At 59.9% G+C, this 19,016-nt stretch carries 21 protein-coding genes and 1 riboswitch; of the genes, 16 read left to right on the top strand and 5 right to left on the bottom strand.

Translation table 11 applies throughout. The annotated features are described in order from the left end of the window. Positions 1-163: 163 nt before the first annotated feature. Both OCT39_RS01090 and glnA read right to left on the bottom strand, forming a co-directional pair. Positions 164-709, bottom strand: coding sequence for a DUF4124 domain-containing protein (locus OCT39_RS01090; RefSeq protein ID WP_263585864.1), 546 nt, complete (start codon positions 707-709; stop codon positions 164-166). A 77-nt stretch (positions 710-786) separates the two neighbouring features. Continuing rightward, the gene (gene glnA / locus OCT39_RS01085) at positions 787-2,193 is read right to left on the bottom strand and encodes a glutamate--ammonia ligase (RefSeq protein WP_263585863.1); all 1,407 of its coding nucleotides are present in this window, start codon (positions 2,191-2,193) and stop codon (positions 787-789) included. A gap of 609 nt (positions 2,194-2,802) precedes the next feature. Here glnA and OCT39_RS01080 point away from each other — a divergent pair. Then, a complete protein-coding gene (locus tag OCT39_RS01080; RefSeq protein ID WP_263585862.1) occupies positions 2,803-3,108 on the top strand; it encodes a hypothetical protein in 306 nt (101 codons plus the stop codon). Positions 3,109-4,205: 1,097 nt separating this feature from the next. Then, the gene (locus tag OCT39_RS01075) at positions 4,206-5,090 is read left to right on the top strand and encodes a HEPN domain-containing protein (protein WP_263585861.1); all 885 of its coding nucleotides are present in this window, start codon (positions 4,206-4,208) and stop codon (positions 5,088-5,090) included. A 613-nt stretch (positions 5,091-5,703) separates the two neighbouring features. Here the strand turns inward: OCT39_RS01075 and OCT39_RS01070 are convergent. Beyond that, positions 5,704-5,865, bottom strand: coding sequence for a hypothetical protein (locus OCT39_RS01070; RefSeq protein WP_263585860.1), 162 nt, complete (start codon positions 5,863-5,865; stop codon positions 5,704-5,706). Positions 5,866-6,025: 160 nt separating this feature from the next. On the opposite strand from OCT39_RS01070, the gene OCT39_RS01065 reads away from it, so the two are divergent. The 8 genes from OCT39_RS01065 to OCT39_RS01030 all read left to right on the top strand — a co-directional run bounded on the left by OCT39_RS01065 (position 6,026) and on the right by OCT39_RS01030 (position 13,685). Next, positions 6,026-6,679, top strand: coding sequence for a hypothetical protein (locus OCT39_RS01065; protein WP_263585859.1), 654 nt, complete (start codon positions 6,026-6,028; stop codon positions 6,677-6,679). Positions 6,680-6,810: 131 nt separating this feature from the next. Continuing rightward, positions 6,811-8,553, top strand: coding sequence for an HD domain-containing phosphohydrolase (locus OCT39_RS01060; protein ID WP_263585858.1), 1,743 nt, complete (start codon positions 6,811-6,813; stop codon positions 8,551-8,553). A gap of 133 nt (positions 8,554-8,686) precedes the next feature. Further along, a complete protein-coding gene (locus OCT39_RS01055; protein ID WP_252105911.1) occupies positions 8,687-8,836 on the top strand; it encodes a hypothetical protein in 150 nt (49 codons plus the stop codon). Beyond that, positions 8,833-9,567 carry a metal ABC transporter ATP-binding protein gene (locus OCT39_RS01050; protein ID WP_263585857.1) on the top strand — a complete coding sequence of 245 codons (735 nt, stop codon included), beginning with the start codon at positions 8,833-8,835 and terminating at the stop codon, positions 9,565-9,567. Before OCT39_RS01055 ends, OCT39_RS01050 begins: the two co-directional genes overlap by 4 nt. Then, the gene (locus tag OCT39_RS01045) at positions 9,551-10,444 is read left to right on the top strand and encodes a metal ABC transporter permease (RefSeq protein ID WP_263585856.1); all 894 of its coding nucleotides are present in this window, start codon (positions 9,551-9,553) and stop codon (positions 10,442-10,444) included. The genes OCT39_RS01050 and OCT39_RS01045 overlap by 17 nt, the downstream gene beginning before the upstream one ends. Before the next feature lie 51 nt (positions 10,445-10,495). Further along, positions 10,496-11,629, top strand: coding sequence for a metal ABC transporter solute-binding protein, Zn/Mn family (locus OCT39_RS01040; protein ID WP_263585855.1), 1,134 nt, complete (start codon positions 10,496-10,498; stop codon positions 11,627-11,629). A 139-nt stretch (positions 11,630-11,768) separates the two neighbouring features. Beyond that, positions 11,769-12,935 carry a class C beta-lactamase gene (gene ampC / locus OCT39_RS01035; RefSeq protein WP_412031129.1) on the top strand — a complete coding sequence of 389 codons (1,167 nt, stop codon included), beginning with the start codon at positions 11,769-11,771 and terminating at the stop codon, positions 12,933-12,935. Positions 12,936-13,019: 84 nt separating this feature from the next. Next, positions 13,020-13,685, top strand: coding sequence for a cupin domain-containing protein (locus OCT39_RS01030; protein ID WP_263585853.1), 666 nt, complete (start codon positions 13,020-13,022; stop codon positions 13,683-13,685). Positions 13,686-13,688: 3 nt separating this feature from the next. On the opposite strand, the gene OCT39_RS01025 is transcribed toward OCT39_RS01030, so the two are convergent. Together OCT39_RS01025 and gloA are read right to left on the bottom strand one after the other, a co-directional pair. Beyond that, on the bottom strand, positions 13,689-14,057 hold the full coding sequence (locus OCT39_RS01025) for a DUF6164 family protein (RefSeq protein ID WP_263585852.1): 369 nt from the start codon (positions 14,055-14,057) through the stop codon (positions 13,689-13,691). Between the two features lies 1 nt (position 14,058). Then, on the bottom strand, positions 14,059-14,592 hold the full coding sequence (gloA, locus tag OCT39_RS01020; RefSeq protein WP_263585851.1) for a lactoylglutathione lyase: 534 nt from the start codon (positions 14,590-14,592) through the stop codon (positions 14,059-14,061). A 165-nt stretch (positions 14,593-14,757) separates the two neighbouring features. On the opposite strand from gloA, the gene OCT39_RS01015 reads away from it, so the two are divergent. The 6 genes from OCT39_RS01015 (at position 14,758) to OCT39_RS00990 (ending at position 19,002) form a co-directional block, all read left to right on the top strand. Beyond that, the gene (locus OCT39_RS01015) at positions 14,758-15,132 is read left to right on the top strand and encodes a DUF2237 family protein (RefSeq protein WP_252105889.1); all 375 of its coding nucleotides are present in this window, start codon (positions 14,758-14,760) and stop codon (positions 15,130-15,132) included. A 68-nt stretch (positions 15,133-15,200) separates the two neighbouring features. Then, a riboswitch (TPP riboswitch) is annotated at positions 15,201-15,291 on the top strand. A gap of 23 nt (positions 15,292-15,314) precedes the next feature. Beyond that, entirely contained in the window at positions 15,315-16,142 is an 828-nt protein-coding gene (gene thiM / locus OCT39_RS01010) for a hydroxyethylthiazole kinase (protein WP_263585850.1), read from the top strand. Beyond that, positions 16,139-16,750, top strand: a complete 612-nt coding sequence (gene thiE / locus OCT39_RS01005) for a thiamine phosphate synthase (protein ID WP_263585849.1) — start codon at positions 16,139-16,141, stop codon at positions 16,748-16,750. The genes thiM and thiE overlap by 4 nt, the downstream gene beginning before the upstream one ends. Further along, complete coding sequence (locus OCT39_RS01000) at positions 16,747-17,673, top strand: LysR family transcriptional regulator (protein ID WP_263585848.1); 927 nt, start codon at positions 16,747-16,749, stop codon at positions 17,671-17,673. The genes thiE and OCT39_RS01000 overlap by 4 nt, the downstream gene beginning before the upstream one ends. 86 nt (positions 17,674-17,759) lie before the next feature. Continuing rightward, entirely contained in the window at positions 17,760-18,206 is a 447-nt protein-coding gene (locus OCT39_RS00995) for a DoxX family protein (protein ID WP_263585847.1), read from the top strand. 58 nt (positions 18,207-18,264) lie between these two features. Further along, the gene (locus OCT39_RS00990; protein WP_263585846.1) at positions 18,265-19,002 is read left to right on the top strand and encodes a DODA-type extradiol aromatic ring-opening family dioxygenase; all 738 of its coding nucleotides are present in this window, start codon (positions 18,265-18,267) and stop codon (positions 19,000-19,002) included. Positions 19,003-19,016: the final 14 nt, after the last annotated feature.

The following is a 19,016-nucleotide window of genomic DNA, read 5'->3' as shown; positions in this document are numbered from 1 at the left end:
AATCGTTGGGTCGCAAGCGCATGCACTGAAAGTGCAAAAAGCGCGCCAATCGCGCATCGATCGCGCCCCTGATGGATTAATCGCCTCAAGGCGGCGCAAAACGATGCGCCATTGCAACGCGGCGTAAAATTCACACGACGCCAATGCACTATTTTAGTGCACATCATCGCGGCGCGACGATGATACTCACCGCTTCGGTGCGGTGCTGAACCCGCCCCTGGCTGTCGAGCAGCTCGGCTTCCAGCCGATGCGCCCCCTGAGTGAGCCCGGTGAGCCAGAAGGCGTCGCTGTGTAGCGCCGATTGGCTGATCTCGCCGTTCACCAGCAGCCGAATCTGGTGATCCTCGCGCAGCGGCGGCTGAACGCGCACATCCACCGGCGTCATCGTGTCGTCGAGCCGCGTGTCGGGCGCCGGGCTTTCGATCGCGAACCGGTCATAGGGCATGAAGGGCTGACCGGGCCGCGCCTGGCTGCGTGACGGCGGAGGCGGCGGCGCGCCCTGCACGCTCGGCAGTGGCGCCAGCGTCACGGCCTCGCCACCGCTTTCCGGGTTGTCGGTGTAGGTCACCCGGCCGCTCTCATCGACCACACGGTACACCGTTTGCGCCTGGGCCGGGCTTTCTGCCAGCCACAGCGTCAGGCTCCCCGCCAGGACGCAAAGCATTGGCGCTTTGGCCCGGCGCGCCCACCGATCGAATGTCGCTTTCATGGCGATTCCCCCATAAAAAAACCCCGCCGAGGCGGGGTTTGGAGCCAATACACCTCGAAGGTGAGGTGGGCCGCTGCTTAGCAGCTGTAGTACATGTCGAACTCGATCGGGTGTGTGGCCATGCGCATGCGCGTGACTTCTTCCATCTTCAGCTCGATGTAGGCATCGATCATGTCGTCGGTGAACACGCCACCTTCGGTCAGGAACGCGCGGTCGGCGTCGAGCGCTTCCAGCGCCTGATCCAGGCTGTTGGCGACGGTCGGTACGGCCTTGCCCTCTTCCGGCGGCAGGTCGTACAGGTTCTTGTCCATCGCGTCGCCCGGGTGGATCTTGTTCTTGATGCCGTCGATACCGGCCATCAGCATCGCCGCGAACGCCAGGTACGGGTTGGCAGTCGGGTCGGGGAAGCGAGTTTCGACACGCTTGCCTTTCGGGCTCGCGGTGTACGGAATGCGGATGGAGGCAGAGCGGTTACGCGCACTGTAGGCGAGCATGACCGGCGCTTCGAAACCCGGTACCAGACGCTTGTAGGAGTTGGTCGACGCGTTGGTGAACGCGTTCAGGGCGCGAGCGTGCTTGATCACACCGCCGATGTAGTAAAGCGCCATTTCAGAAAGACCCGCGTACTCGTCGCCGGCGAACTGGTTTTCACCATCCTTCCAGAACGACTGGTGCACGTGCATGCCCGAACCGTTATCGCCCACCAGCGGCTTCGGCATGAAGGTGGCGGTCTTGCCGTAAGCGTGCGCCACGTTGTGGATCACGTACTTCATTTCCTGAACTTCGTCGGCCTTTTTCACCAGCGTGTTGAACTTCACGCCGATTTCGTTCTGGCCGGCGTTCGCTACTTCGTGGTGATGCACTTCGACGCTCTGGCCGATCGCTTCGAGGGTGTTACACATCGCGCCACGGATGTCGTGGAAGCTGTCGACCGGCGGCACCGGGAAGTAGCCGCCTTTCACGCGCGGGCGGTGGCCAAGGTTGCCGCCTTCGACGTCGCTGTCGGTCGCCCAAGCGCCCTCTTCAGAGCTGATCTTGAACATGGAACCCTGGATATCGGTTTTCCAGTGCACCTGATCGAAGATGAAGAACTCGGGCTCCGGGCCGAAGAAGGCGGTATCGCCAAGGCCAGTGGACTCGAGGTAGGCTTCAGCGCGCTTGGCGATGGAGCGCGGGTCGCGATCGTAGCCCTGCATGGTGGCCGGCTCGATGATGTCGCAACGCAGGATGATGGTCGCGTCTTCGGTGAAGGGGTCGAGGAAGGCAGTGCCGTCTTCGGGACGCAGAATCATGTCGGATTCGTTGATGCCTTTCCAGCCTTCGATGGAGGAGCCATCGAACATTTGGCCGTTTTCAAAAAACTCTTCGTCGACGTCCCGTGCCGGTACGGTGACGTGCTGCTCTTTACCGCGCGTATCGGTGAAACGCAGATCTACCCACTTGACTTCATTTTCTTCGATTAGCGCGAGCGTCTTGGCTGACATACTGTTCTCCGTCTCCGGTATGAGCGTGGCTTAAAGCGTGTACTGTAAGCGATCGATTAAACGTATTGTTGAACAAAGCCGTCGTACGCAACGTGCGTAAGCCACGCCTTCGTTGTTTGTTCGCGTGATAGGCGCTGACTCCCGCCCTGACACCTGCGATTCAAGGTAAACCGGCTCTCGTTGTAGCACGCCCAAAAGCGTTTGCCTACGACGCCAGCCGTTGCCTTTTAGTAAGCATGTAGCGTGCCAACTTTGCACCAATATGGCATGCCCTATAACAAGACACTGTTTTGAAAAGTTTTTTCAATTTATTGGCGGTGCAACCTCGATGCATAACGCGGTTGGCTCGCTTCCAGCCTGCGCCCACAAAGCGAAAAACGCACCACAAACGATCACTCAGTTAAAATTTGAACCAAAAAAGTGCATAGCTGTTGATGAAATAGCCAGAACGAAACAATCAAACGCCTTTGCGCCTAAAAATGATGCGTGCCACCGCCTTTCGATAAGGCGATTCCACGGGGCCTCTAATGAAAAAGGGCACAGGTGGCCGATTGCCGACATTACAAACTACACTAAGCTCATCATTCACCCGGTAAAAGGACCCGCAGAATGCATCAACACATCGAATGGGACGACCCAGGCAAAACCAGCGTATCGGAATACTTCAAGAACGACCCGAACCACGACGCCCCCCGCCGCGGCGACATCCTCTCCGCCCGTTACCAAAACCGTATCGTGCGGGTGAAGGTGGAAACCTACCGGGAAGACGAAGGCGTCAGCGTTGGCAGCGTCGCCGCCATTCTCGACGCCCACGGCCACCGCTTCAAAACCCACGGCAAACTCAGCCTCGACGACATCGTCCGCCTGCCCGATGACAAGCGCGCGATGGAACACTGGGATGAGGGCGAGAAATAACGTTAAGCTTCCTTCTCGCTAGTATGGCCCCACCGTTTGAGTGCTTGGATTCCTTGAACGGTGGGGTTAATCCTTTAACAGGTTTTTACAAGCCAAAGTAAAAACTCAAGTCCTTGTCCGTATTAAATTAAATACTTTAGATTACTTACCTCGTTTCAAGCTTTCTAGATCAAGTACTATCGACTTTTTAATTGCCTTGGCTTCCACCGTATTACATTTTGCATCCATCGTTTCTGCATGCCATTTTTTATACTTAACTTTAGGCATATAATTAGCGACGCCACATAAAAAAACATCAGGTAAAACGGTACTTTCTCAGCGCTGTCCGCATTAGTCGAGGTTCAATTTTTCGAGCTTCTTATGATCACTGAGCCATTCTAAACCACGTACCACTACCCTTAAAACCATCTGAATGATACTAAGCACTGCTTCAAGACCTAGCATGGTTCGTTTTGACGAGTGACATTAAATTTTACTTCAAGATAGTACCTGACGCACTCTGGTGAATAAAAATGAATGCTCGCCAGGTCCATGTTATTTCGCTAGATACTCAAACCCTCGAATCGTTGAAAGAATTTCGTTCATAAACAGGTCAGTAGTGTGTAGTCTTCTTAGGACAAAAATTCCACCACTACGTATTGAGCGAGAACATGACTAAACTGGCGCTCCTGAAGATGGCTTTGAACGAAGGCTAGTGAAGCTTGGCATGCTGTATCTCAATTTTATACTCATGGAGACTCAGCTCGCTCATAAGGAGACGGGGGTGGCTGGGGGTATACAATTAAGCGCAATACATTGATAATCGGCGTTTTGTGATGCAGTGATACTTGGATTAATAAGACGCGCTTTAAGTAGAAATGACAAAGAATTGGCACGAGCAACTTAGCATGCTAAAAAAAGCAAAAGAAATGAGTCGTAAGTCACTTACAGCACTTTGCGTTAAATAAAATATTCTCTCACCTACTTCTGCATGCGTATATGCTATTCTCAACCACGCTTACTGGATATAAATATATGAAAATTAATATCAGTAAAAAAACAAGCTTTATTTTGACAGGAGCAACTACTCTTCACACACCTTCTCTTTTTTAAGATCAATGCACAATGTTGGAAAAAACTGTCTTCTCATATATTTCTCACATAACCAACCAAGAATTAAAAGTGATTCGACAGAACTGGCTTTAATGCAATCTATTGTTTTTACTGTACGAGCACTTGAAACTTTCACAAGAGATTCTTTCATAACTTGTTTAGTAAACATAGACGGCTTCGAAGAAGAAATTTTAAAGAGAACACATGAAAAATACACAGAATATATCGAGGAACTTAGAAGTGAGCCTTATATTCTGCATGAATATTTAGCCTCGATACAGAATTTTCAAAACTTAGATGGAGTTAAAAAAGCTTTTTATCCGTTATACAAAAAGAATTTTCTTACGGTTATTGACGAATATAACACACATGCTTTTATATTCGAAAATGAAACAAAATTAGCACAACTATCTATGATTACTTACTTTAAATCTTGGAGGACATCACTGAAAAAACTATATGATAAAAGGCATGAAATAACTCACAACGCAAACCACAAAATCTCTTTAGATTATGATGACTTCATTAAGCTTTTTAAAACAGCACTTATGTTCGGTCAAATCACTGGAATTATAATTGGTGCATTAGCAAGCACTGATGACACACCAAGTAGTGGACAGGTTCTAATTGAAGCTCCTTTGTATAAAATAATGTGTTGGCGACATTTCCTAATGCATGGAGAGCCATCATTAAGCGGGTTATTCGAAAAAGTTAAACACTATAAAGACGAGAAGAAACTAGCAAGCATAGGTCCTTTTGTATTTCAAGGAATGGAAATTCTTCAGTGTGATTTTGGCAATGACGCATTATTTGATAAAAAAAATGTTTCCCATATTATTGAGATTTCAGAAAATGGTGATTTTAGAATTAAAAACATAGCAAGTATTTAAAAGAGCTATATGGACGGTCAACTCGTCAGCTTAATATTTTTTGCTTAGATGCGGAGGTTACTCTCGATATGGCCATTAGGAACCAAGAGACTCAATAACTGACCAAGCTTTTAGTGGAAGAAATACAGGCCTGTGAAAATCGGCATCTTATAAAGTGAGACCGCAGAGTTAGCCTGGCCGTAAGAATGATTCTGTGGCGTCTTTTGAACCCCCTTCAGCACTTCCAATGGTCACGCTTAAGATGGGCCTCCCATGAAAAACCAATCCCTTATCTTTTTTATCCCATATATTTTTCACACTTGGTCTACGGCCAAAATGTGATCAGCTTAAGGTAGGCCCCCTTCGCTAAGGGGCGGAATATACTCCGCTTAAATTACTGCATATAAATGAAAAATAAGAAAGGGTTCACTAGGACCAATACCTACAAGAAGCTCGTCAAGCGAGTGAAGCGCAAAATCGGCAGCCCAAAAGCTCAAGCAAAGAACTGCGCTAAGCTTCAGTATCGTCCAATGTACGTTCTCTTGCACAATAACTGGTGTGTCGAAGCGCGCTCACAGGGGACCAAGGACTCGGCGTAAACATGATTTACCCGCCCATCAGACCCGAGGTGATGTTAGCAATGGTGAATATTCTTGTAGCGCGATTCGCTGCCTTCATCGGTGACGTACTCGACCCGGCCGCCGTTGACCAATACGCGACAGTGCTGCAGGTAGTAAAGATTGGCCCGCTTCGAGTGCAGGATGGTCTTCAGGTCATTCGACGAAACGTCATCCATGGGGCGCCCCTAAGTCTTTTTCATCATCTAACCATCCGCGCTGCTCGAACGCCATTAATCCTCGTCATACTTAAGCCTGGAAAAGAGGCGTTTCAACCGTCGCTTTAGGCCGGGCGTGCTACGCTTAGCGTTACTTTTTCCTCCTTATAGGCTTTCGATCATGCGGCTACGTCTCTGGCTCTGCGCGTTTGCGTGCGCGTTCACTCTTCCCGCTTTTGCGCAGTCTTCCAGTGACTGGGCGGCCTATGACGACGTGTTCGAAAACGGTGCGCGTCAGGCGAATCTTTGGCAGTGGGGGTGGAGCGGCATCTACGCCACAAGCCTGGCGGTGAACGTTTACCAGTCGAGTGAGGCCAGCGATTCCGACGATCGGTTCGATGCACGGGTGGGCGCGGTGAAGTCCGCGCTGGCGCTGGGCGGCATGTTCACCGATCGTCAGCCGCACCCGGCGGCGCTGGCGCGCTACGAGCGCTTGAAGGCGAGCGGTGATTTGAGCGGCGTGCAGGCGCTGGGCCTCGAGCTTGCCCGCGCCGAGCGCGAGCGGCGCGGCTGGGGCGCGCGGGTAGGGTCGCTGGTGGTAAATGGGCTGGCCGCCGGGGTGATCGCCGCCGACGGGCGCGGTGATGACGCGGCGCTCAACTTCGCCTCGGGCATGCTGGTCAACGAGCTGCAGATCTGGACGCAGCCGAATCAGGCGTCATCCGCCATCAATCGCTTTCAGCCGGCGCGGGTGTCGATGGGCCCCATCACGCTGGAAGGCGAGTACGCCATTACGCTGGCGCCGAACCAGGTCGGCGCGACCTGGCGCTACTGAGCCCTGGTCAACGATCACGCGTATTGCTCAACGAAAACGAGTACTTAGTAACGAAAACAAGTCCTGAGTAACGAAAAGAGAAGAGCGCCGGCCAGATATCCAACAGGCGCCAATAAAACAACGAGACGGCCATGGAAACGGTAGTGTCAGAAAGCGTGACAGGCAACGGTTCAGGCAGTAGCGCGCAAAGCGATACGGGGCACGTACAGATCGTTGATCAAGCGCATATCGCTCGGGTGCTGGTGGGGTTGGATGATCGTCGCCACGCGCTCACGGTGGCCATTGGTAATCAGGCAACAGACTACCCGGCGCACCTGGAGGCGGTGAGCCTTGAAAACGAGGAGCTTTTGCTGACCATTACCGATGCAGGCAGCTTGAGCCCCGCCACGCTCGATCAGCACGGCATCATACTCAAGGCGGAAAACGATCAGCAGCTGAGCTTCGAGCGTATCGAGGTGCACCGAAGCGAGCGTGCGGGCGAGGCGCTCAAGCTATGGGGAGCGCTTCCCGGGCGATTGACGACCGCCGCACGTCGGGGGCATACACGCATTGCGCTGCGCCGGGACATGAGCGTCGAGGCGGCGCTAACGCTGTTCGAAGGGCAGCCGCCTCTTGCGTCGACACTGCGCGACATTTCCGGCGGCGGGTGCCTCGTTCAACTGCCGCTGGCCGAGTGCGTGCCGTTAATCGAAGGAACACTCGTTCCCCACGTGACGCTGACCTTTCCCAACGGCGAGCGCTTCTCCATCGGCGCGTCGGTGCGCCACGTCACACCGGTTGTCGATACGCACGACGCAGCGGTCGGGCTGGCGTTCGAGCCCCTCGATCTTGGCCATCAGCAGCAGCTCATGGATATCGTGTCCACGACGCAGCGGGAAATCGCCTGGCGTAGTGGCGAAGGCTCGCGGCTGGCCTCGCCTTCCGCGCTTTACACCGCGCCGGACACGCGAAAGCGACCACGGCGCGAAAAGCGGCGCCGCTCAACGCCAGTGGTCGCCTTGCTCAAAAAGATCACCCGCGATCTGCACCTTTTTTTGCTGGCCCTGCAAAGCGGCCAGCCGCTGCCGATCGAGCGGCTGGAGCGTAGCGCCAACCGGCTCATCAAACTGCACGGCGAGGACCGCCAGGCGTTCTTTTATGGCCTGACGTGCCTGACCCACGAGCCGGGCTGGCTGCAGCACTCGCTCGGCGTGGCGGGCAAGCTGGCGGATCTGATGCTGGCGGAGCCCTCTTTTGCCGCGCATACCCATCGGGCGGTGCGCGCCGCGCTCATGCATGACATGGGCAAGGCGCTTTTGATCGACGAGAACCTGCCGTCGCTCGAAAGCGAGATGAGCGAGCCGCAGCGCCAGCGCCTGCAGGCCCACGTGACGGTGCTGATGAGCGCGCTTTCAAAGGCGAACTACCCGTTCGAGGCGCTGGAGCGCGATATCATCGGCGCCATCAACGAACGGCTGGATGGCTCGGGCTATCCGCGCGGTGTCGAGGAGCAAGCGCTTTCGCCCATCGCCCGCATGGCAGCGGTCATCGACGTAATCGATGCCATGACGCGCGCCCGCGGCGACCGACCGCCGCTGAGTGCCGTTCAGGCCTACCGCTATCTTTACAATCGCCCGGCGCGGTTCGATCAGCACTGGGTGACCCGCTACGTGCAGCGCCATGGTTTCTACCCGCTGGGCAGTCTGGTCGAGTTCTCCAACGGCTACCTGGCGTGGGTGCTGGGCGTGGACGAGCGTGGCCAGCCCAACCGGGTGCGCGTGATTCGCAACCTGCGCTGGGACGATGCGTTCTACGACGACGAGGTCGGTCGCCTGGATTTCGAACAGCTCGGCCGGCTGACCGGGGCCGCCCTGCCCCACCTTCACGACCTTTAAATCGTTTTTGCTTGCCAGCCGCGCAGTGCACGCGGAGATTGCCACGCCCCTGCAAGCGGGTAAAATACTCGGCAATTTTTTGGCATTTTTGCATGTTATGTTATAACCTAATCCGTCGCCGAGGAGAGAGACGTTGAGCCACCACCCGCACCGCCACAATCGCGAAGGGCCCTGCCACTTCTCACTGATGTCACTATCCGCCACCAAACGTCTGCTGCTGGTCGCCGTACCGCTGCTGGCGCTGTGGCTGCTGGTTTTCTGGGCCGGCGGGTGGGCGCAATGAGCCATCGCGATCACACGCGGTTAAAGCTGGACGACCTGCACTTGGCCCAGGGTCGACGCATGGTGCTCGAGCACCTGCACGGCGACTTTCTCCCCGGCGCGATCACCGCGCTGGTTGGCGCTAACGGCGCGGGCAAGAGCACGCTGATTCAGGCCATCATGGGCGAACTGCGCCCGGTGTCCGGCCACGTACAGTGCGATATCGCCCCTGAGCGGCGCGCCTGGCTCCCGCAGCAGCTGGCGCTCGACTTGACCTTTCCGATGAGCGTCGAAGAGCTGGTGATGACCGGCACTTGGCCAAGCCACGGGGCGCTCAAGGGGTACTGCGCGGCCCACTACCGCAAGGGGCGCGACATCATGGGGCGGCTCGGCATTTCGCACCTGGCCCACCGGCCGCTGGGCGAGCTTTCCGGCGGCCAGCGCCAGCGCGCGCTGATCGGCCGCACGCTGATGCAGGAAGCGGAGCTTTTGCTGCTCGACGAACCGTTTGCCAACGTGGACCGCGAGACGGTCGATATTTTGATCACGATTTTTCGTCAGATGGCAGAAAGCGGCGTAACGCTGATCATCGTGCTGCACGACATGGATCACCTCAAGCGCCTGGCCGACGAGGTCCTGATCATAAGCCAGGGGCATGGCCGCTGGATGGCGCCGGAAGCGATGGCCGAGCCGCACCTGCCCACGCATTCTCTCTCCTTCACGCTGGGAGGTCAGCATGCTGGAACTGCTTAACGCCTGGCTGGTCGCCCCGTTCGACTACGGCTTCATGCGCCGCGCGGTCGTGGGCGGGCTGGCCCTTTCGATCGCCGCCCCGCCGCTGGGGGTCTTTCTGGTGCTGCGCGGCATGAGCCTGATCGGCGACGCCATGGCCCACGCCATCCTGCCGGGCGTGGCGCTCGGGTTTCTGCTGGCCGGCTTTTCGCTGCCGGTGATGAGTATTGGCGGCGTGCTGTTCGGGCTCATGGTGGCGCTGCTGGCCGGGGCGGTATCGAAAATGGGCGGCCAGCGTGAGGACGCCGCCATGGCGAGCTTCTTCATCATTTCGCTGGCCGCCGGGGTCATGCTGATCTCGATTGGCGGCAGCAGCGTGGATCTTACCCATGTGCTGTTTGGCTCGATTCTGGCGATCAACTCGACGGCCCTGCTGCTCATTGCCGGCATCAGCACGCTGATCGTCGTCACACTGGCCTGGATTTTCCGCGCGCTGGTGGTCGAGTGTCTGGACCCACTGTTTCTGCGCGGCCAAAGCCGGCGAAACGGCTGGGTGCACAGCGTATTTTTGGGGCTTTTGGTGCTCAACCTCACCGCGGGTTTCCAAACGCTGGGCACGCTGATGGCAGTGGGCCTGATGATGCTGCCCGCCACCGCCGCGCGCTTTTGGAGCAAGCGCCTGGAAGGGCTGATGGGCATCGCGGTGGTGCTGGCCATGCTCGCCAGCACCGGTGGGCTCTTGCTCTCTTACCACCTGGATATTCCGTCGGGGCCGAGCATCATTTTGCTGGCAGGCTCAGCGTACTTTTTCTCGGCACTGTTTGGCCGCTATCACAGCCTGGCGGCCAGGCTGCGGCGTAAAACGGCGCCGCTCGAGGCGGCGTCCGAGCTGCCCTAGCGCACAGGCGCCCGGCAGCAGCCGCTCATCAACCACGTATCAGGAGTCGTTATGTCGTTACGTTTTACCCCGCTAGTGGTCGGCGTATCCACGCTGCTGGCCCTGCCCGCCGCCATGGCCGCCGAGCGCGTTCAGGTGGTCACGAGCTTCTCCATTCTGGCCGACATGGTCGAAAACGTCGGCGGTGAGCACGTCGAGGTCAGCTCGCTGGTCGGCCCCGACGGTGACACCCACGTTTACTCGCCGCGCCCGGGCGACGCCCGGGCACTTGCCGAGGCGGATCTGGTCGTGTTCAACGGCCTGCTGCTTGAAGGCTGGATGGACCGCCTGCTGGACGCCAGCGACTACCAGGGCCGGCTGGTCACCGCCACCGACGGTATCGAAGCGCTGGACTACCACCCGCACGATCACGGCCATGATCATGGACACGCGCATGAGCATGATCACGCCCACGACAGCGGCGAGGCCCACGACCACAGCCACGAACACGCCCACGACAGCGATGAGGCCCACGATCCCAGTCACGAGCATGACCACGGCAGCGACGCCGCTGACGATCACAGCCACGACGAGCATGACCATGCGCACGGCGACCAGGACCCGCACGCGTGGCAGGACATGGCCCAGGCCGAGGTCTATATCACCAACATTCGTGATGGCCTGATCGACGCCGACGAGGCGAACGCCGATGACTACCGCGCCAACGCCGAACGCTATCTGGAAGAGATGGCCGAGCTCGACGGTGAGCTTCGTGCGCTGCTCGAGGACGTGCCGAGTTCCGCCACCGTGATCACCGGCCACGACTCTTTCGGCTACTTCGCCAACGCCTACGGCGTGCGCTTTTTGTCGCCTTACGGGCTGTCGACGGAAGTCGAGCCGAGCGGCGCCAGCATGGCGGGCCTGGTCGATGTGATCAACGACGAAAACGTGCAGGCACTGTTTCACGAGAACATGACCAACCCCTCGGTGATCGAGCAGCTCGCCGAAGAGACCGGCCTTGAGATCAAGGGCACGCTCTACGCCGACGCCCTCTCAAGCGACGGCCCGGCCAGTACGTATCTGGGCATGATGCGCCACAACGCCGAGCTGCTGCACGACGCCCTGGCTCACGCGGGCAACGCCGAGCAAGCGCATGAGCACAGCCACGACCATGCTCATGAGCATGACCATGAGCACAGCCACTGACGAACGGCCGAGCGCCTGACGGTCTACCGAGCGCCCCTTGCGGGCGCTTTTTGTTGCTCAAGATTTTGTCTGGCGATGGTTTTTCAGGCGCCGCATACTAAAGCGCTCGGCGCTGCGGTAGCCGCCTCGCCTCAAAAGGATGTCATTTATGCGCCTAAACATCTGTTTCACGCCTACTCTGCTTGGCACTGCGCTACTGCTCACGAGCGCGGCCCACGCGATGCCGGAACCGCACATGAATGCACTGGTAGACGAAACCATCGTGCCCCTGATGGCCGAGCACCGCATTCCCGGCATGGCAGTCGCCATTCACGTCAACGGCGAGCGCTACCTGTTCGACTACGGCCTGGCCGATCGCGAGACGGGCGTGGCGGTGGATGCGCAGACGCTGTTCGAACTGGGTTCGCTCAGCAAGCTCTACACCGGCCTGCTGGCCGCCTACGCCGAGGCCAGCGGCGCGCTGGCACTGACCGATCCGGTCAGCCGCCACCTGACCACGCTCGAGGGCAGTACCTTCGATGATGTCACCCTGCTTGAGCTTGCCACCTACACCGCCGGCGGACTGCCGCTTCAGGTTCCGGAAACGGTCGAGGAGCCGGCCGTGCTCGACTTCTTCCGGCAATGGACCCCGACCTTCGCGCCGGGCACTCACCGCCTCTACTCCAACCCGAGTATCGGCCTGCTGGGGGTCGTCGTCGCCCGCCGCCTGGGCGACACGTTCGAGGCGGCGATGAACGATCACGTTTTTACCCCGCTGGCACTCGAACACAGCTTTTACGATGTGCCTGAAAGCGAGCGGGCACACTACGCCTGGGGCTATTCGGCGGACGACACGCCGCGTCAGGTCAACCCTGGCGTGCTGGACGCCCAGGCCTACGGGCTCAAGGCCACCGCCAGCGACGTGCTGCGCTTTTTGGAGGCGCATCTGGACAGCGGCGCGTTTGCGCCTGCGCTCCAGCAAGCGCTCGCCACCACTCGCGAAGGGTACGTCAGTCTGGGTGAAATGACCCAGGGGCTTGGCTGGGAGCGCTACGCCTATCCGACGACGCTTGACGCGTTAAAAGCGGGCAACGCGCTGGACGTCGTACTCGAAGCGAACCCGGTGAAACGGGAAGAGCCCGTGCTCTCCGCCGAGAGCCCGGCATTTTTCAACAAGACCGGTGCAACCAACGGGTTTGGTAACTACGTGGCACTGGTGCCCGAGGCGGGGATCGCCGTGGTGCTGCTGGCCAACCGTAACTACCCCACTCAGGCACGTATCGGAGCCGCTCACACACTGATCGAACGGCTTAATGAGGCGCCGTAACCCACGCGCTGGCGCTTCGGCGTTGCATTTTGGCCGCCGGATGCGGAGACTTGGCGTCTCCTACCAGTGAACATGAGTGGAACCATGCACCTGAACGCCGATTTTTCCCGGTTTGCCAGCGTGACGCCCGGCGAGTACGAGTGGGTCGACTCCCCCAGCGCCGGGGTACAGCGCATGATGCTGGATCGTATCGGCGACGAGGTCGCCCGGGCCACGAGTCTGGTGCGCTACGCGCCTCATAGCCAGTTCGAGCGCCACGTGCACGGCGGCGGCGAGGAGATTCTGGTGCTCGAGGGCGTGTTCGGTGATGAGCACGGCCGCTACCCGGCGGGCAGCTACCTGCGCAACCCGATCGGTACCGACCACGCGCCGCAAATCGGCGAAGAGGGCGCGCTGATTCTGGTCAAGCTCCACCAGTTCGAGCACACCGATACGCTCAAGATCGCGGTGCCCGCCCACCGCTTGCCCTGGCAGCCGGACCAGCGCGAAGGCGTGGCCTACAAGATGCTGCACACCCATGGCCAGGAGCGCGTAAGCCTGGAGAAGTGGGACACGGGCGTCGTCGCCCGCTACCCACAGCTCAGCAAGGGGCTCGAGATTTTCGTGCTGGAAGGGACGCTTTGGGACGGGGAGACCGAGTACCCGACGGGCAGCTGGTGTCGCTACCCCTATGGCGCTCTGCCCACGCTCGAGGCCGGCGCCCGCGGCGTTCGGCTCTATCTCAAGCGCGGGCATCTCTCTGCGGCGTAATGCTCAAAGCGCGTTGAGCCCGAGAAACGGCAGCAGGGTCAGCAGCGCGACCAGCAGCACCGCGACGATGGTCAGCACCACCTGGAGGGGGTGGGCCAGAAAGCGCCGCCAGAGCGTGGGCGCCTCGCCCCGAGCGCGGGCCTGCTCGAACGCCTCGCGCTCGCGCTGCCGGCGCGCTTGCTGATACTCGGCCAGCGCCGCCTCGGCGGCCTCGCGCTGGCTCGAGTCGCGCAGCCAAATTGCATCGACCCCAAGGCGGAAAAAGCCGGCCTGGGTCTCATAAACGTCGAAGCCGCGCTCATCCAGCAGCCTTCGCACTTCCAGCGCCTCTTCATCGGTCACGTGGCGCAGGCGAAACAGCAGGTGCGCCACCCTAGTCGCCCATACCGGCCATGAGGTCGGCCTGGATCACCTCGATCCAGTAGCCGTCCGGGTCCTTGACGAAGATCACGTCCTTCATTTTGCCCTGATCGGCGCGCTTGACGAAGGTCACCTCGCACACGTCGAACCAGGCCTGGGCGGCGTTGAGATCCGGCACGCTAAAGCAGATATGGCCAAAGCCCTGGGGCTCGGCGTTGCCGTCGTGGTAGGCGAAATCCGTCTGCTCCTCGGTGCCCCAGTTGTGAGTCAGCTCAAGAAGCCCCTTTTGCGCGAAGGTCCAGGCAGTGCGCTCGCGCGTATCTTCCGGGATTGGCTCGCCCTGCTCGACGTTGGCGAGAAAATAGAGCGAAAACTGCATCTCCTCGAAATCGAGTCGGCGCAACACGCGCATGCCGAATACGCGAGAGTAAAACGCCAGCGCCGTTTCCGGGTCCTTGACGCGCAGCATGGTGTGATTCAAACGAAACCCCTGGGTGTTGGCCGGGGCGGCGACCACGCCGGGATGCTGCTCACCTTGAAAACTCATGAAATGCTCCTTTAAGGCCGATAAACTTTGACGAAACCGAGGCCGTGTACAAGGATGTACTCTACTTGATACAGGTATGACGCGCATTTACCCCTATCAACCACATCCAACCTTAACAATGAGGTCGGTGGCCCACTAATTCCAGCCCCGGCTTCCGGAGGCATCATGTCTCGTGACCGTAATGTTTTAGGTGAGCCTTTAACGCCCTGCTGCCACAGCCCTAAAACCGGTTTCTATCGCGACGGTTTTTGCCGTGTCGGCCCTGACGATGCCGGTGTGCACTCCGTGTGCGCCATCGTCACCGAAGAGTTTCTCGCTTTTTCCCAGGCCCAGGGTAACGACCTGGTCACGCCGCGCCCGGAGTTCGGCTTTCCAGGGCTCGCCCCCGGTGATCGCTGGTGTCTGTGCGCCAAGCGCTGGCTTGAAGCGTCGGAAGTAGGCCTGGCGCCGCCGGTGATTCTGTCCGGCACCAACCAGAAAACCCTCGATATCATTCCCCTGGTCACGCTCCAGCAGCACGCCATGGACGCGGTACACTAGTCGATTTGACCAGGCTCGATGGATCACTCTCGACGGCTTTACAAGCCGCCGCCGTATCCGGATAGTAGCACTCACGACAGGGGCGCCCGTTTGGGCTGAGATGCACCCTTTGAACCTGAACCGGATAGTACCGGCGTAGGGAGTCGTGGTGTTCGCACCACCTCTCTCGCCGGGAGGACGTCATGACCCTACCCCCGCTTGGCCACTACCTTGGCGCGCTTCGCGAAAGCACCCCGCTCGTTCACTGCATGACCAATTTCGTCGCCATGAACTCCAGCGCGAACCTGGTGCTGGCCGTCGGCGCGTCGCCGGCGATGCTTCACGCGATCGAAGAGGCGCCGGCGTTCACCGAACTTGCCGGGGCGCTGTCGATCAACATCGGCACCATATCACCGAGCTGGGCCAAAGCGATGCTGGCCTGCGCCGACGTGGCGAGACGCCGCTCGATCCCTTGGGTGCTGGACCCGGTGGCGGTGGGCGCGACCGCCTACCGCCGTGAGCTTTGCGAGCAGTTACTGGCACTCGAGCCCACGGTGATTCGCGCCAACGCCTCGGAAGTATTGGCGCTTGCCGGGCTCGAAAGCCAGGGACGCGGCGTGGACGCCGCCCCCACGACCCACGACGTTGAGGCAGCCGCCATGGCGCTCGCCAAACGTCAGCGCTGCGTGGTCGCCATGACCGGCGAGCGCGATGTCGTCACCGACGGTACGCGCCATCTTCATATCGATGGCGGACACGCCCTGATGCCGCGCGTTACCACCCTTGGCTGCGGGCTTAGCGCCATCGTGGCGGGCTTTGTGGCGGCCAGTCCAAGCGCCGCGCTCGAGGCGAGCACGGCGGCCCTGGCCGCCTTCGCCGAGGCCGGGCGTGACGCCGGCGAGCGCGCTCGGGGGCCGGGCAGCTTTCAGGTCGAGCTGATCGATGCGCTCTACCGGCTCACGCCAGCGGCGCTCTCCCAAGCGGGATCGACGTGCGTGACGTCCAAGGGCCGCGAAGGAGATCAACCATGACGCTCGATCTTTCGCTTTATCTGGTGACCGACGCCGTGCTTTGCCGCGACTACGGGCTCGAGCGTACCGTCGAGGCCGCGGTGCGTGGCGGGGTGAGCGTGGTGCAGCTTCGCGACAAGCACGCCAGTGACGCCGCCATGGTCGACGAAGCCAAACGCCTGATGGCGCTGCTCACCGGCACCGGCGTGCCGTTGATCATCAATGATCGACTCACCGTGGCGCTCGAAAGCGGCGCCGACGGCCTGCACGTCGGCCAAAGCGACGCCGCCGCGCTTGAGGCGCGCCAGGCGCTGGGTGATGATGCGATCATCGGGCTTTCGATCAACACCCTCGCAGAGCTTGCGCGCGCGCCGCGCGAAGCGCTCAGCTACTTCGGCCTCGGCCCCGTGTTTGCCACCGCCAGCAAGAGCGATCACGCCGCGCCGCTGGGCCTGAAGGGCTTGGCCGAGCTTGCCCGCGCCAGCCGCTTGCCAACGGTGGCGATCGGCGGGCTCAAGGCGGAACACGCTGACGACGTGCTCGCCGCCGGCGCCAACGGGCTGGCAGTGATCTCCGCGATTTGCGGCACACCGGACCCTTGCCGTGCCGCGCAGGCGTTCAAGCGGTGAAGCATCAGCTCGAGCATATCAGCGCCTTTGTGAAGGTGGCGGAGCTTGGCAGCTACACCCGCGCCGCCGAAGCGCTGGATCTTTCCCGTACCAGGCTATCGCGCCAGGTGATGGCGCTGGAAGAGACGCTGGGCGCGCGACTTTTGCAGCGTACCACGCGCCGCATTCACCTGACGCCGGAAGGCGAGCGCTACTTGGCCCACGCCCAATCGATACTGCGCGCGCTGGATGACGCGGCCAGCGACGTGGGCAGCACCACCCAGGCGGTACGCGGTGAAATGCGCATCAACGCGCCGATGAGCTTCGGCGTGCGCTACCTGGCACCGCTGGTGGCGGAGTTCATGACCGAGCATCCCGAGCTCGAGGTGCGCCTGGATCTCAACGACCGCCGGGTGGATCTTATCGAAGAGGGGTATGACGTGGCGATCCGTATCGGCCAACTGGCGGACTCCAGCCTGATCGCGCGGCGCCTCACCCGGTGTCGGATGCTGTTTTGCGCCTCGCCGGACTACCTCGAGCGCTGGGGCACGCCTGAACGCCTGGCGGACCTGGCAAAGCACCGCTGCCTTCGCTATCGAAGCGGCCAAGCCAGCGCCGACTGGGTGCTGGGTAACGCGACCACGCTGACCCCGCAGGGCCCGCTTGAAAGCAATAACGGCGACGTGCTGACCCACATGGCCGAAGCCGGGCTTGGCATCGCTCAGCAGCCAAGCTTTCTGGTCACCGAGAGCATTCTGGCGGGCCGGCTGGTGCCGCTTCTGACCGACCAGCCGCCGGTCATGCTCGATATTCACGCGCTCTATATGGCCAGGCGCTACCTGCCGGCCAAGGTCGAGCGCTTCATCGACCGGCTGCAGCAGGCCTGGGGTAATCCACCCTGCTGGGAAGAGGCCATGGGACTATCGCGCCTGACGCAACAGTGAAGTGGAAAAAGCGCAGATTATCTTCGACTCCGGCCGCGCTAAAGTCTCTCCATCGGTAACGTTCTGCCCCTTCTGGAGAGACCCTCATGAACACCGCGCAACCGACATCCACCAACGCCTTCCAACCCGATGTTTTCCAACCCTACGTTTTCCAACCCTACGCCACGACGCTGCTGCGCGTAGCGCTCGGCGTCATGGCGCTGGCCCATGGCCTTTTGAAAGTGCTGGTATTCACCCTGCCCGGCACCGTGGCCTACTTCGAATCATTGGGGCTACCCGGTTTTCTGGCTTATCTGACCATCGCCGGTGAAATCGGCGGCGGCCTGGCGCTGATCCTCGGCGTTTATACCCGCTGGGTGAGCCTGGCAATGATTCCGCTGCTGCTGGGGGCGGCCTCGGTGCACCTGGGCAACGGCTGGATGTTCTCCAACGCTGGCGGCGGCTGGGAGTTCCCGGTCTTCTGGGCACTCGCGCTGCTGGTACAGGCAGGGCTTGGGGGTGGACGTTTCAGCCTGACCGACCGCTCTCGCTAATCACGTTACGACGCCATGCCAGGCCCCGGTTGATGGGGCCTTTTGAAGGAGATCGACCATGCTACCCAGCCTGTTTGTTTCCCACGGCTCCCCGATGCTTGCGCTTAACGCCACGCCCGCCCACCGTTTTCTGCGCGAGCTGGGGCAAACCCTGACCCCCAAAGCGGTCATCGTCATCTCCGCCCACTGGGAGAGTTTAACGCTCAAGGTCAGCCAGAGTGCGTGGCCGGAAACCCTTCATGACTTTGGCGGCTTCCCCCGCGAGCTGTTCGATTGCCAGTATCCCGCCCCGGGCGAGCCCGTACTGGCCAGGCGGCTGGGTGACCTATTGGGCGCCACTATCGTCGATCGTGGCTTCGACCACGGCGCCTGGGTGCCGCTGTCGCTGATGTTTCCAAATGCCGACGTTCCGGTCGTTTCGCTGTCGCTACCGCTTCGCTGGTCGAGCGAAAAGCTCAAAGCGCTGGGGGAACAGCTCGCTCCCCTGCGCGAAGAGGGCGTGCTGATCATGGGCTCGGGCAGCCTGACGCATAACCTGTACGAAACCATGGCGATGGGCAGCCGGATGCCGCCGTGGGTCGGCGAGTTTTCGGACTGGGTGAACACGCAGTTCGAAACGAACAATCGCGACGCATTGCTGGCGTGGCAGAGCGCCCCGCAAGCGCAGCGCAATCACCCCACGCCAGAGCATTTTCTACCCTTGCTGGTGGCCATGGGTGCCGGCGGCAATGCCAGGCAGCTTCACCACAGCGTCGAGCACGGCGTGCTGGCGATGGACGTTTACGCCTTCGACTAAACGCTCGTCCACAT

It is taken from the genome of Halomonas sp. GD1P12 (assembly GCF_025725645.1).
Lineage (GTDB): Bacteria > Pseudomonadota > Gammaproteobacteria > Pseudomonadales > Halomonadaceae > Vreelandella.
Note: the sequence above shows the minus strand (reverse complement) of the source record. Positions and strands in the feature narration are given on the sequence as shown.

Excerpts from the sequence above, each read along its gene's own strand:
- OCT39_RS01090 (WP_263585864.1), bottom strand. The coding sequence starts at position 709 with ATGAAAGCGACATTCGATCGGTGGGCGCGCCGGGCCAAAGCGCCAATG.
- glnA (WP_263585863.1), bottom strand. The coding sequence starts at position 2,193 with ATGTCAGCCAAGACGCTCGCGCTAATCGAAGAAAATGAAGTCAAGTGG.
- OCT39_RS01080 (WP_263585862.1), top strand. The coding sequence starts at position 2,803 with ATGCATCAACACATCGAATGGGACGACCCAGGCAAAACCAGCGTATCG.
- OCT39_RS01075 (WP_263585861.1), top strand. The coding sequence starts at position 4,206 with ATGCACAATGTTGGAAAAAACTGTCTTCTCATATATTTCTCACATAAC.
- OCT39_RS01070 (WP_263585860.1), bottom strand. The coding sequence starts at position 5,865 with ATGGATGACGTTTCGTCGAATGACCTGAAGACCATCCTGCACTCGAAG.
- OCT39_RS01065 (WP_263585859.1), top strand. The coding sequence starts at position 6,026 with ATGCGGCTACGTCTCTGGCTCTGCGCGTTTGCGTGCGCGTTCACTCTT.
- OCT39_RS01060 (WP_263585858.1), top strand. The coding sequence starts at position 6,811 with ATGGAAACGGTAGTGTCAGAAAGCGTGACAGGCAACGGTTCAGGCAGT.
- OCT39_RS01050 (WP_263585857.1), top strand. The coding sequence starts at position 8,833 with ATGAGCCATCGCGATCACACGCGGTTAAAGCTGGACGACCTGCACTTG.
- OCT39_RS01045 (WP_263585856.1), top strand. The coding sequence starts at position 9,551 with ATGCTGGAACTGCTTAACGCCTGGCTGGTCGCCCCGTTCGACTACGGC.
- OCT39_RS01040 (WP_263585855.1), top strand. The coding sequence starts at position 10,496 with ATGTCGTTACGTTTTACCCCGCTAGTGGTCGGCGTATCCACGCTGCTG.
- ampC (WP_412031129.1), top strand. The coding sequence starts at position 11,769 with ATGTCATTTATGCGCCTAAACATCTGTTTCACGCCTACTCTGCTTGGC.
- OCT39_RS01030 (WP_263585853.1), top strand. The coding sequence starts at position 13,020 with ATGCACCTGAACGCCGATTTTTCCCGGTTTGCCAGCGTGACGCCCGGC.
- gloA (WP_263585851.1), bottom strand. The coding sequence starts at position 14,592 with ATGAGTTTTCAAGGTGAGCAGCATCCCGGCGTGGTCGCCGCCCCGGCC.
- OCT39_RS01015 (WP_252105889.1), top strand. The coding sequence starts at position 14,758 with ATGTCTCGTGACCGTAATGTTTTAGGTGAGCCTTTAACGCCCTGCTGC.
- thiM (WP_263585850.1), top strand. The coding sequence starts at position 15,315 with ATGACCCTACCCCCGCTTGGCCACTACCTTGGCGCGCTTCGCGAAAGC.
- thiE (WP_263585849.1), top strand. The coding sequence starts at position 16,139 with ATGACGCTCGATCTTTCGCTTTATCTGGTGACCGACGCCGTGCTTTGC.
- OCT39_RS00995 (WP_263585847.1), top strand. The coding sequence starts at position 17,760 with ATGAACACCGCGCAACCGACATCCACCAACGCCTTCCAACCCGATGTT.
- OCT39_RS00990 (WP_263585846.1), top strand. The coding sequence starts at position 18,265 with ATGCTACCCAGCCTGTTTGTTTCCCACGGCTCCCCGATGCTTGCGCTT.